Annotated in this window: 7 protein-coding genes; 3 read left to right on the top strand and 4 right to left on the bottom strand. The window is 67.7% G+C overall.

Annotated elements, in window-relative coordinates:
* Nucleotides 1-48 precede the first annotated feature (48 nt).
* Complete coding sequence (locus ACIBO2_RS16060; RefSeq protein WP_358538930.1) at nt 49-513, bottom strand: GtrA family protein; 465 nt, start codon at nt 511-513, stop codon at nt 49-51.
* 62 nt (nt 514-575) lie between these two features.
* Between ACIBO2_RS16060 and ACIBO2_RS16055 the strand changes: the two genes are divergently transcribed.
* Nucleotides 576-1,592: a glycosyltransferase family 2 protein gene (locus ACIBO2_RS16055; protein ID WP_397297569.1), complete on the top strand. Its 1,017-nt coding sequence runs from the start codon at nt 576-578 to the stop codon at nt 1,590-1,592.
* On the opposite strand, the gene ACIBO2_RS16050 is transcribed toward ACIBO2_RS16055, so the two are convergent.
* From ACIBO2_RS16050 to ACIBO2_RS16040, 3 genes are all read right to left on the bottom strand, one after another.
* A complete protein-coding gene (locus ACIBO2_RS16050; RefSeq protein WP_358538937.1) occupies nt 1,543-2,325 on the bottom strand; it encodes a GNAT family N-acetyltransferase in 783 nt (260 codons plus the stop codon). The two genes, ACIBO2_RS16055 and ACIBO2_RS16050, sit on opposite strands and share 50 nt — an antisense overlap.
* Nucleotides 2,325-3,479, bottom strand: coding sequence for a dTDP-4-amino-4,6-dideoxygalactose transaminase (gene rffA / locus ACIBO2_RS16045; protein WP_397297567.1), 1,155 nt, complete (start codon nt 3,477-3,479; stop codon nt 2,325-2,327). Before rffA ends, ACIBO2_RS16050 begins: the two co-directional genes overlap by 1 nt.
* 87 nt (nt 3,480-3,566) lie before the next feature.
* Nucleotides 3,567-5,897: a hypothetical protein gene (locus tag ACIBO2_RS16040; RefSeq protein ID WP_358538943.1), complete on the bottom strand. Its 2,331-nt coding sequence runs from the start codon at nt 5,895-5,897 to the stop codon at nt 3,567-3,569.
* Nucleotides 5,898-6,135: 238 nt separating this feature from the next.
* Between ACIBO2_RS16040 and ACIBO2_RS16035 the strand changes: the two genes are divergently transcribed.
* Together ACIBO2_RS16035 and ACIBO2_RS16030 are read left to right on the top strand one after the other, a co-directional pair.
* Nucleotides 6,136-9,288: a N,N-dimethylformamidase beta subunit family domain-containing protein gene (locus ACIBO2_RS16035; RefSeq protein WP_397297565.1), complete on the top strand. Its 3,153-nt coding sequence runs from the start codon at nt 6,136-6,138 to the stop codon at nt 9,286-9,288.
* A gap of 150 nt (nt 9,289-9,438) precedes the next feature.
* The gene (locus ACIBO2_RS16030) at nt 9,439-11,910 is read left to right on the top strand and encodes a hypothetical protein (RefSeq protein WP_397297563.1); all 2,472 of its coding nucleotides are present in this window, start codon (nt 9,439-9,441) and stop codon (nt 11,908-11,910) included.
* The last annotated feature ends 174 nt before the right edge of the window (nt 11,911-12,084 follow it).

Raw genomic sequence — 12,084 nt, 5'->3', positions numbered from 1 at the left:
TGCGCGGTTCCGCGCGTTTGTCGAAGAACGCCCGGCACGTTGCCGAGACTAGATGGATCCGCGATCACGAAAAGTCCATGTTCGGTGTATCAGGTAGCTTAGCGGGGGACTTATGAGAATTATCAAGCCCTGTGCGATCATGATGGGAATTCCGATGAAGCCCACGAGGATCGGCAGGCTGATGAGGGACGCCCCGAGAAAACTCAGGCCGACCACATAGAATCGCAGGTACCCCCGCAGCCAGGAGTCGCCGGAGACCCGGAACACCACCAGTCGATACCACGGGTAGACGATCACCACAGTGACGAAGTGGCTGGTCACGACCAGGACAAGGTAGGGCACCGCACTCTCGGCGGCGAGCAATGCTAGGCCAAGGAGACAGTAATAGACAACTGCCGTCATGGCGCCGGCCATTAGGTATGTGATGCGGTTTCCAGCAAAAGTGGAGATCAGAGCCCGCCACCAGAAATGCTGCTTCTTGTCGCTTTTGGTGTGGCTCTCCACGTCAACCATGTCGCCCGCACTCCAGATCGTCACGTGGTGGGGGCGGCACGATTGTAACCGGCTCACACTGGATGATCGGGGGATCAATGTCGGTGTCGGTGGTAATTCCGTGTTACCGATCCGCGCGCACTCTTCCAGCGCTGGTGGCCAGAATCCTGTCGACCATGAGCGAGGCATCCGTCCGGCACGAGGTGATCCTCGTCGTCGACGGCAGCCCGGACGACACCTGGGCGACGGCCGCCGGGCTGGCCCGGCGGAACGAGGCCGTGCGGGCGATCCACCTCTCCCGTAACTACGGTCAGCACAACGCGCTGATCGCCGGCATCAGGGAGGCGGCCTTCGAGGTCGTCGTCACGATGGATGACGACCTGCAGCATCCGCCGGAGCAGATCCCCCTCCTGCTGGCCGCCCTTGAGGGTGACCGTCTCGACCTCGTCTACGGCGTCTCCTACCGTGAGGAGCACGGCTTTCTCCGGAGCTTCGCCTCCCGATCGGTGAAAGCCGGGATGTCCAGCGCGCTGGGCATCCGCTCCGCCCGCGCGATCAGCGCCTTCCGCGCCTTTCGTACGCGGCTGCGCGACGGGTTCCAAGAGCTGTCGGGGCCGCATGCCTCGGTCGACGTGGCCCTGTCTTGGGCCACCTCCAAGGTGGGGTCGGTCAGCGTACGCATGAACGAACGCCATCACGGGCGCTCCAACTACTCGCCGCGGCTGCTGATCCGGCACGCGGTGAACATGCTGCTCGGCTACAGCACGGCGCCACTGCGGGCGGCGAGTTATCTCGGATTCCTCGTCGGCATCGTCGGCCTGCTGCTGGGCGGCGCCGTCCTGTGGCGGTTCGCCACGGGAGAGACCACGGTGGCCGGCTTCACGACGATCGCCTCGATGGTCGCGCTCTTCTCCTCCGCGCAACTCATCTCCATCGGGGTCCTCGGGGAGTACATCGGCCGCATTCATGGCAGCGGCATGGGCCGGCCGACCTACGTCGTGCGCGAGCGCGTCGGACCGACCGCCTCCGCCGACGTGGGTCCCGCCGGTCCTAGTGTTCCGGCCCAGGCAGGAGCGCGCTCCGGACCAGATGAACAGTGAGGACCGTCCGTACGGGCTCGAACCCGTATCGGGCCCACGCCCGCTGCACGCGCGTGTTGTGCCCCTGGGTGGAGATGACGACGTCGTCCCCGCCGCGCGCCAGCGTGCGGTCCTCGACCGCCTTGAGCAGGTGGGCGTACAGGCCGCGTCCCTGCGCCTTCGAGACCACGCCGGCGAGCAGGATCTCCGTCCGGGATTCGGCCTCGTCCAGGGTGGCCAGCGCGAGGACACGCGAGGCCGCCCCGGCGGCAGGCCGATCCAGCAGTGCCAGGCAGCCCCCTTCGGCGGCCGAGCGCAGCGCCCATTCCTGGTAGCCGGCGAGCGCGTCGGCGGCGTCGAACAGGGGATTGGCCAGGTAGTGGTTTCCGTACGAGGGGAAGATGTCGGACACCAGATCCTCGATCACGGCTGTTCCGGAAAGCTGCGCCGCCCGCAGATCGGGTGACGCCTCCGGCGCCCGGCCCTCGCCGGCGCGCAGCCGCCAGTACACCAGGGAGTCCGCGAAGACTGCGGTCCGGCCCAGGGCGGTCAGCCGGGCGTACCAGCCTACGTACTCGGCCGGGTAGCGAAGGATGATCACGTCCGCGGCGGATCGTACGACGGCCTCACGGACCGCGGCGAACGACGATCCGGAAACGGCGAGCCGCTCGATCGAGCAGCCGAACCGCGCGGACTCTAGCGGAGACTCCCGCGTCCGCACGGCCCCCGCCTCGATCACGTCGTTCCAGGCCATCAGCGCACCTCGTAGGCTCGGGCCGCGTCGATCACGCGGGACAGGTGGGCGTCGTCCAGGTCGGCGAAGAGCGGCAGCCGTACGAGACGGTCGGCGACCTCCTCGGTGACCCGGCAGCCACCCGAGGCCGTCCGCCCGTACCGCAGGCCGGCGGGTGAATCATGGAGCGGCTGGTAGTGGAAGGCCGCCTGCACGCCACGCTCGGCGAGATGAGCGATGAAGGCCTGCCGGTTCGCCAGGTCGGGGAGCAGCAGGTAGTACAAGTGCGCCGGATGCAGGCACTCGTCCGGGATCGTCGGCTGGGCGACCCCGTTCTCCGCGGCCCAGTCCGCCAGTTCCTCGTGATACCGGTCCCACGCGTAGTGGCGCCGGAACTGGATCTTGTCGAACGACTCCAGCTGGGCGGTGAGCTGCGCGGCGAGCACGTCCGACGGCAGATAGCTGGACCCGATGTCGACCCACCGGTACTTGTCCACCTGTCCGCGGAAGAACCGGCTCCGGTCGGTGCCCTTCTCCCTGACGATCTCCGCGCGCTCGCCGAGGTCGGCGTCGTTCAGGAGCAGCGCGCCGGCCTCTCCGCACTGGATGTTCTTCGTCTCATGGAAGCTCTGGGTGGCCATGCGGCCGAACGACCCGAGCGGACGGTCCTGGTAGAACCCGCCCAGTCCATGGGCGTTGTCCTCGATGACCGCGAGCCCGTGCCGTTCCGCGAGCTCGCCGATCTCCTTCATCGCGCACCCGACACCCGCGTAGTGGACGACCACGATGGCCCGGGTGCGGTCGGTGATCGCGGCTTCGAGCCGCCGTTCGTCCAGGTTCAGCGTGTCAGGGCGGCAGTCGGCGAACACCGGGACGGCGCCGCGCAGCGCGTAGGCGTTGGCCGTCGACATGAAGGTGAACGACGGCATGATCACCTCGTCGCCGGGCCGCAGATCGAGCAGGAGCGCCGACATCTCCAGCGCGTGTGTGCACGAGGTGGTCAGCAGCACCTGGCGGGCCCCGGTGATCTCCGCGAGGAGACGGGTGGCTCGCTGGGTGAAGGGCCCGTCCCCGCGGGTGAACCGCTGGAGTACGGCCTCCGCCAGATAGTCGAGCTCGTTCTCCGAGATATGCGGCACGTTGAAGGGGATCGCCGTCAGGCCGGATGCGTTCACGAACGCAGTGAACAACGGGCCGGATCGGCCGACACGCGTGGCGCCTGGTGGCTGGATGAGGCATTACACAAGCCTTACCTGCCCACCTCATACCGAGCCGTCCGGCAGCCGATAGACGGCGTAATCTCCGGACCGGAACCGGAACTCCGCGAACTCGCCGATCCGCGGGCTGATCTTTCCCCGAAGCTCGTCGACGAAGAGCCAGCGCACCCCGTAGCGCTCTCGCAGGGTTCGCATGGAGGACTGGCTCGGCGACTGGAAGGCGGTGTCGTTCAGCTTGATCAGTTCGGTGTCCCAGAACGGCAGACCCTCCGGCAGCAGCCCCGGACGCCAGCGGCTCAGGTTCGTGGCCGTGTAGGCCCAGCCCTCGACCAGCACATGCCGTTCCGACAGCGCGGCCACCCACGGGTAGCGGGTGTCGCACGGGTTCTCGTACCCCAGGCGGCAGTGCGTGTTCGTGGCCACCAGGTCGTCCGGCCCGGAGTGGTCGCGCAGCCACCGTCCGGCGGCCAGGGCTCCCTGGGGGATCACCCGGTTCTCCACCGGTCTGACCACCGGGTTGGGATCGTCCCCGGTGACGTTGTCGACGGCGGAAAGGACGCGGGCGTGCCAGTACGCGGGCAGTCCGATGGTCGTGAACGCGACGATCACGAGGGCCGCGGCGCGAGCGCGTCCCCTGAGGATCGCCACGAGGAGGCCCGCCAGTACGGCCAGGGCAACCAGGGTGAGATAGGGCCGGTACAGGATCCCATCGTCCTGGCCGGCGCTCAGCGGAATCGTGACGCCACAGAGGAGGGGCAGCAGGTAGGCGGCGAGGAGTCCCGCGCCCATCGAGCACATGACCGCCTTGGGCGATACCCGTGCTCGCCGCAGGAGGATGAGGATCCCGTAAGCCGCGACGGCGGCCAGATAGGGATAGGCCCCCCAGAAGAAGAAGAGCTGGCTCTGGCCGGGGTGCCCGAGGAGCAGCACCGCGCCGAGCCCGGCCGCGCCCATGCCGAGCATGAGGCTCACCCGTGGTCGCAGGAGCAGCCGCGGCCTGCTCAACAGCCCGAGGATGCCGGACCAGGTCACGGCCCAGCAGAGCAGGTACACCAAGGTGAGGCCGAGCAGCGAGCCCGGCGAGGGCGTGGTCAGGCCGGTGAGTTTGCTCCAGGTCATGCGCATGAAGGACAGAGGGTCCGCGACCAGCCCTTGCCGCTCCCGGCCGAACAGGACGAACTGCGCGAACAGGATGCAGGCCGTGGTCATGCCCAGCATGATCAGTACGTTCGTGGACGGCCGGCGTCGCCTCATCACCTCGACCGCCGCCACGAGCACCAGCCCAGCGCCGAGCAGGGGCAGATAGGTGGCTTTGGCACCGGTCAGAACCACCAGGAAGAGCCCGGCCAGCAACCATTTGCCGGTGTCGGGCCGCCGGCGCTCGAGAAGGTCCAGGAGAACGAGGACGAGGGGAGCGAACAACAGGGCGCCCAGCGTCTGCGTGGGGCTGATCCACGCGGTGTCCGGAACCCCTCCCCAGGTGAACACCCCGTTCGTGCCCAGATACAGGGTCGGGGCGCCGACGAAGACCGTGCCCACGACGGTGACTGCCCCACCGATCCATGAGCCCGTGACGCGGCGCCCGGTCATGCCGGCCAGGACGACGAGCCCGGCCAGCATGGGCAGCATGGCCAAGCGGTATAGAAGGACAAGAGGCTCCACTCCGGACAGCCAGCTCGCCGCCGCCAGATGCGCGTACACGAACCAGTGGTACGCGAGAGGCTCACCCACCACCATCGGCACCGAAGGCGGCACATGGTGCTTCAACTCGCCGACCAGCGCCAGATGGAACGGCATGTCGGGATACGACGCCCCGAGACCGGGCCAGGTGATGGCGTGGGTGCCGAAGAACTTCAGTGCGCTCCCGGCGACCAGGACGGCGATGACCAGGGCGAGGCACCACGACCACCACAGGGGAGTCGCCGGGCGGGATCCCGCCCGCCAGTGCCCGCGCAGGGACGGGACCGCGAGGAAGAGCGCGTAAGTGGTCAACGGCCACACCGCGACGAGCAGTGGCATTCCGATCGCGCGAGCGCCTATGTAGACCAGGATCTCCACGGCGTAACCGAAGGCCAGGCCCAGGGCGATCTCCTCTGCCGCCGTGCGTGGGCCGCGGTACAGAACTCTGATCACCAGGACCCCGGGCAGCGCCAGCCCCAAGGCGACGTAGACGGCGAACAAGGCCATGTCCGTGACGGATACTCCGTAGCGGATCAGTACGGCAGCGGTGAAAGCCGTCACGGAGGCGGCCGCGAGCCGTCCCGACAGCGCGGGCCTCCAACGCGCTGGGCGCCGGGTGGTCCGTGCGGGCCGAGCCGGATGCGCTGTCTCCACGGTGCTCGGCGCCGAACCGTTGACAGGCAAGATCTTGTCCATGGCCGCAAGCTTGGTGCGGCGAGCGCTTCGATCGGGCTTGTCCCCCTGCTCACGGTTGTTTCTTGCCGCTTCCTTGTCCGGGCCAAAGGGTGATGGCTCGCGTTCTCCGGAGATATGCCGATCTCTGCGGCGATTGAGTTCTTAGCGTTGAATCAACATCGACGTCCGTCCTGCTGGGAAATCGCCCTTCCCTCATCCGGTTCACGAGAGAACCGGGCATCGTTGTATTTATTTGCTCATGACCCCCCCGCGACCTGCTGAAATCAGCGCGATCGAGGGATGCATCATGCAACAAAGTGAAAAAAAGACCGGTTTGCGATGGCGCGCCTTTCGTAGCCCACCCCTTCTTCTGAGTGCGGGCATTGCGGCCGCGCTCGCCATCCTCGGCGCCGCCCAGGCACCGGTGAAGGAGAGCGGCGTGGTCGGCATCACTGCGAACCTCGCCTCCCACCCGGGCCAGGGCGCGACGGTGAGCCTCGGGGGAGGGACGCCGCAGTCCGCCCCCGTGGGCGCTCGGATCAGCAAGGCCACGCGCAAGGATTTGAAAGCGATCAAGGTGGCCCACGGCCGCCCGCCGGGCCCGCTCAGGAAGAAGGGCGCTCGGCCGGCGACCTGCCCGCCGACCTCGGTCATCTGCCTGGAGAATTCTCTTCCCGGCAATCCGCCGAGCGAGTGGGACATCGTGGGGGCAGGCAGTCCCAGCATTCAGGGATATGCGGCGGATATGAGCGTCAATAAAGGGACGACCGTCGACTTCAAGATCGATACAGACGCCACCGACTACCGGTTGGACGTCTATCGCATCGGCTACTACAGCGGCATGGGCGCGCGGCTGATCACCACACTGCAGCCGTCCGCCACGCTGCCTCAGGTTCAGCCCACGTGCGTGAGCGATGATGTCACCGGCCTGGTCGACTGCGGGAACTGGGACGTCTCCGCGTCCTGGGCGGTGCCGGACACCGTCGTTTCGGGCGTCTATCTCGCCAAGCTGGTACGCGAAGACGGCACCCCCGGCGAGAGCCAGATCACCTTCGTGATCCGAGATGACACGCGTGGCGCGGACGTCCTGGTCCAGACCTCTGACTCGACGTGGCAGGCGTACAACGACTACGGCGGAAACAGCCTGTACACCGGAAGCCCGGCGGGGCGTGCCTTCAAGGTCAGTTATAACCGGCCGTTCCTCAACCGGAGCGCCGACGTCAGCGGCTCGGCGGAGTCTTTCTTCTTCAACTCCGAATACCCCATGGTCAGATGGCTTGAGGCCAATGCCTATGACGTGAGCTATGCCACCAGCGTCGACACCGCCAGGATGGGGGCGGAGCTGCTCGAACATCGCGCGTTCCTGTCGGTCGGCCACGACGAGTACTGGTCCCTGGAAATGCGGAACAATGTCGAGGCCGCCCGCGCCAGCGCGGTCAATCTCGCCTTCTTCTCGGGAAACGAGATGTTCTGGAAGACCAGGTGGGAGAGCAGTATCGCCGGACCTGTCCTCGCTTTCCGGACCCTCGTCTGTTACAAGGAAACGCTGGCGAACGCCAAGATCGACCCGAGTACACAATGGACCGGCACCTGGCGTGACCCGCGTTTCTCGCCGCCGTCGAACGGCGGCCGGCCGGAGAATGCCGTGACGGGCACCATGTTCCAGGTCAACGGGACCGTCTCCGACTCGGTGGCCGTTCCCGCGGCCTACCGGAGCATGCGGCTGTGGCGCAACACGTCCGTGGCGAATCTCCTGCCCGGCCAGACAGCGATCTTTCCAGCCGGAACGCTGGGCTATGAATGGGATGCGGCGCCCGACAACCTGACGACTCCCGCGGGTTCGGTGAAATTCTCCAGCGCCACGATAGGCCGGCTGGACAAGATCCTGCTCAACTTCGGTGGCTCGTACGGCGCCGGGGTCGCGACCCACAATCTGATCCTCTACCGGCACTCCAGCGGCGCGCGCGTCTTCGGCGCGGGCACCGTGCAGTGGTCGTGGGGGCTCGACGCAGTTCACTACCGCCCTGGGACGCCTACGGACATCCGGATGCAGCAGGCGACCGTCAATCTCTTCGCCGACATGAACCTGCAGCCGGCGAGCCTGCAGGCGGGCCTGGTTCCGGGGGTCCCGACACCGGACACGGCCCCTCCGACGACGACGATCACGAGTCCGTCCGCCGCCGCCACCGTGCCGAGCGGCACCACGGTCTCCATCCGGGGGACGGCGGTCGACGTCGGGGGCGGTCAGGTGGGGGGCGTCGAAGTCTCCCCAGACGGCGGCACCAGGTGGTTCCAGGCGAAAGGGCTCACGGACTGGCAGTACAGCTGGACGACCGGCTCGGCCGGGCCGGTGACGATATTGGCGCGAGCGGTCGACGACAGTGGGAATCTCCAGACCACGCCGACCCAGAGGCCCGTCACCATCACCACACCATGCCCGTGCACCACGTGGCCGCCGTCCGCGACACCCGCCACCGTTTCGCAGTCGGATCCCGCCGCGACGGAGCTGGGCGTGAAATTCCAGCCCACCAGTCCGGGCCACATATCCGGCATCAGATTTTACAAGGGGACGCTCAACACCGGAACGCACACGGGAGATCTCTGGAGCTCCACGGGTCAGCTTCTGGCCAGAGCGACGTTCACCAATGAATCGGCGAGCGGCTGGCAGCAGGTGAACTTTTCGACGCCCGTCGCGGTGAGTGCCAACACCACCTATGTCGCCGCATACCACACGACATCCGGGAGGTATTCGGTAACCCGGCCGTATTTCAACCAGCAGTATTCGTCCGGGCTGCTCATCGGGCTGGCGAACGGCGCTGTCACCCCAGGTAACGGCGTTTATTCGTACACCGCGACGCCCGCCTTTCCCACCAGTACCTACCAGGCCACGAACTACTGGGTAGACGTGGTGTTCTCCCCGTCGAGCACGCTGTGGGACGAGACGGCGCAGCCGGCGATCGATTCCACCGGTGACACCAAGGCGGTCGTCGTCGGGGCGAAGTTCCGTCCCACCTCGAACGGGGTCGCCACCGGGGTCCGGTTCTACAAGGCTCCGCAGAACACGGGAACCCACGTCGGGTCTCTGTGGGCGGCCGACGGCACGCTGCTCGCGAGCGCGACCTTCACCAACGAGACTCCATCCGGATGGCAACAGGTGAATTTCGCGACACCGGTCCCGCTCGTCGCGAACACCACGTACGTGACCGCCTATTCCATGAATCCGGGAAACTACTCCATAACCAGGCCGTACTTCACTACGGGATATGGCCGCGGTCCGCTCTACGCACCGGCCGGTGTGGAGGTGGCGGGAAGCAACGGGGTGTACAAATACGGACCGCCGCTCACGTTCCCCGCCAATACCTACCAGCTCACCAATTACTGGGTCGACGTGCTGTTCGACGCCACGAGTTAGCACCATCGTACGGAAGTCCTCCGGCCCGAGGCCGAAACTCGGGCCGGAGCACCTCGCGATCCTTAAGAACCCGCCAAGGACCGGCAAGAACATCGCCGTACTCGGGCGTTCGCATCTTTCCGCGGCGCCGGTGTGGTCAAGCTTGCGTTCATGGCCGACGCTCCACCCTTTCCGCGCTCCGCGCCGCCTTCCTACGCACCCACGCCGGAGCCGGGCGTGGCCCGGCCACCGTCCGGGAGGAAACGCGCGTCGCTGCTGAAGCGCTGTTCGATCTGGCTTCCCGCGACGGCCGTGGTCGCCTGCGTCGGAGTCGCGCTGGGGTTCTATGGCGTCTCCGCCACCGACCTGGCTCTCTTCAGCCTCTACATCGCCGTGGGCCTCGCGCTGCCGGGCCTGTTGTGGGTCCGGGCGCTGTACCGGGGCGCCCCCACGCTGACGGAGGGGCTCGCGCTCGGCCTGATACTCGGCTACGCGCTGGAGGTTCTCACGTACATCCCGGCACGCGCGCTCGGCATGCCGCTGCTGGTGATGGCCTGGCCGATCGGCACCTACGTGCTCTTCCTCGCCGTCCCCCGGCTGCGCGGACATTGGAAGGGCGCCCCCGGCGCGGGCAGGACACCGCTGTGGTGGTCATGGTGCACCGCGCTGACCATGATCTATCTGATCGTGTGGTCGGCCGTCAACGTCTTCAGAACCCAAGCCCTCACCTGGCCGGCGATGGGCACGTCGTTCATCGACATGCCCTTCCACCTGGCCCTGGTCGGCGAGTTGAAGCACCACATGCCGCCCATGGTGCCGACGGTCGCCGGCGAACCCCTCGTCTACCACTGGTTCGTCTACGCGCATCTCGCGGCCGCCAGCTGGGTCACCGGGGTGGAGCCACTGGTCCTGCTCTTCCGCCTGGCCATCCTGCCCATGCTCGCCGCCCTCATCGTCGTCCTCGGGATGGTCGGCCGCCGCATAACGCGCTCGTACGGGGGAGCGCTGGCCGGCCTCGTGAGCATCATCTTCATCACGGCGCCGAGCCTGTATCTCGGCGAGACCACCGGAGTGTTCACCTGGAAGACCGTGCAGTCATGGTCGAGCCCGACCCAGACCTTCGGCGCCCTGTTCTTCGCCCCGATCGTTCTGCTCCTCATCGACCTTCTCGGCCAAAAGCCGCAGCCTCGGGGCAGATGGGTCCTCCTGGGGATCCTGCTCGCGGCGGTCATGGGGGCGAAGGCCACCTATCTGCCGCTGCTCGTGGTGGGCCTCGTGGCCGTCGCGCTGGTCGAAACGGTCAAGTGGTTCAGCCTGCCCCGGCGCCCGCTCGCCGCACTCGGCCTCACCGCGGCGTGCCTGCTGTTCGCGCAGTGCGTGCTGTTCGGCGGCGCACGGCAGGGGATCGTGCTCGATCCGTTGTCGATCATGCGCCTGACCCTGCGGGGTATGACCGGCCTGGCGGCCGGGGCCGAGCCGCCGTCGGCCGTCACGATCGGCGCCGCCCTGCTGTGCGTGCTCTGCGGGGTCATCACGTGGTGCGGGATCGTCGGCCTCGCGGGCCGGCCGAACCTGCTCGCGCGGCCCGTGGTGGTGCTGGTGCTCAGCATGAGCGCGGCCGGTCTCGCCGCGGCGTTGGTGCTCGGCCATCCGCATCAGTCGGAGGGGTATTTCCTCCAGGCGTCCTATCCCTACCTGGCCATGCTCGCGGTCTACGGGCTCATGCTCATCGTACGGAAGGCGCGCGTGCGGCTCACGGCGATGGCGTGCGCGGCCGGTGTGGGGGTGGTGGCCGTCTACGCCATCCGGACGCTCTGCGGCGTCAGGCTCCCGCTGGCTCCGGGCGCGGACTACACCGTCCTGTTCCTGCCGTACCTCGTCCTGCTGGGCGTGGTCCTGCTGGCCGTCGTCGTGCTGCGGGCCGCACGCCAGAGCGGGCTCCGTACCTGTGCCCTGGTGATCTGCATGGTCACGGCCGCCGGCACGCCCGCCGCCTGGTTCGCCCGCGTCATGCCCGGCACCTTCAGAAGCCCCGTGACCACCGCCCAGAACCCGACCGGGGCGACCGCTAACCCACCTGGTGGGGTGGCCGCCGTTCAGGTTCGGAACGGGACAGTGCCGCTGCAGGCGATTCCCAAGGGGGCCTTCACCGCTGGGCGGTGGCTGCGCGCGCACTCGGGTGTCGACGATCTCATCGCGACGAACGTGCACTGCCGCATGGGCTACGAAAACCCCTGCGACAGCCGCGCGTTCTGGGCGACAGCGCTGAGCGAGCGGCGGGTGCTGGTCGAGGGTTGGGCCTACACGGTGACCAACATGGACAGCTGGCGCCCGGGCGAGGTAGTGGAAACCCGCCCATTCTGGGATGGCGAACGGCTCCAGGCCAACGAAGCGGTGTTCCAGGCACCCTCAGCGGAGGCGATCCGGCGCCTGCGGGACGACTACGGGGTCCGATGGCTCTTCGTGGACGAGCACCGGCTGAGCCCCGACGCCAACCTCGCCGCCTTCGCCGACCTCCGGCTCCGTGACGGCGACTACGCCGTCTACCGGCTCCCCACGGCGGACCAGCCGCCGGGAGCACCCTCTGACGACGCGAAGCCGACGCCCCCGGCTCCCTCCTCGGAAGCACGTCAGCCGGGGTAGCACGGCGCCCACAAACGTTCGCCGGGCATCGGTTCTTCCGCCCTCCCGAAGAGGGCGTCCCTCCGCAGGAACCTCAGCCACGGCGGGTCGGTTTCTTCTGCTCTCCCGGGAGGGGGTGCCCGACCTGGGGACGTCGGGCACGACGGGCCGGTTTCTTCTGCTCCCCCGGAGGGG

Source organism: Nonomuraea sp. NPDC050022 (assembly GCF_044460705.1).
Classification (GTDB): Bacteria; Actinomycetota; Actinomycetes; order Streptosporangiales; family Streptosporangiaceae; genus Nonomuraea.
Note: the sequence above shows the minus strand (reverse complement) of the source record. Positions and strands in the feature narration are given on the sequence as shown.

Excerpts from the sequence above, each read along its gene's own strand:
- ACIBO2_RS16030 (WP_397297563.1), top strand. The coding sequence starts at position 9,439 with ATGGCCGACGCTCCACCCTTTCCGCGCTCCGCGCCGCCTTCCTACGCA.
- ACIBO2_RS16050 (WP_358538937.1), bottom strand. The coding sequence starts at position 2,325 with ATGGCCTGGAACGACGTGATCGAGGCGGGGGCCGTGCGGACGCGGGAG.
- ACIBO2_RS16035 (WP_397297565.1), top strand. The coding sequence starts at position 6,136 with ATGACCCCCCCGCGACCTGCTGAAATCAGCGCGATCGAGGGATGCATC.
- ACIBO2_RS16055 (WP_397297569.1), top strand. The coding sequence starts at position 576 with ATGATCGGGGGATCAATGTCGGTGTCGGTGGTAATTCCGTGTTACCGA.
- ACIBO2_RS16040 (WP_358538943.1), bottom strand. The coding sequence starts at position 5,897 with ATGGACAAGATCTTGCCTGTCAACGGTTCGGCGCCGAGCACCGTGGAG.
- ACIBO2_RS16060 (WP_358538930.1), bottom strand. The coding sequence starts at position 513 with ATGGTTGACGTGGAGAGCCACACCAAAAGCGACAAGAAGCAGCATTTC.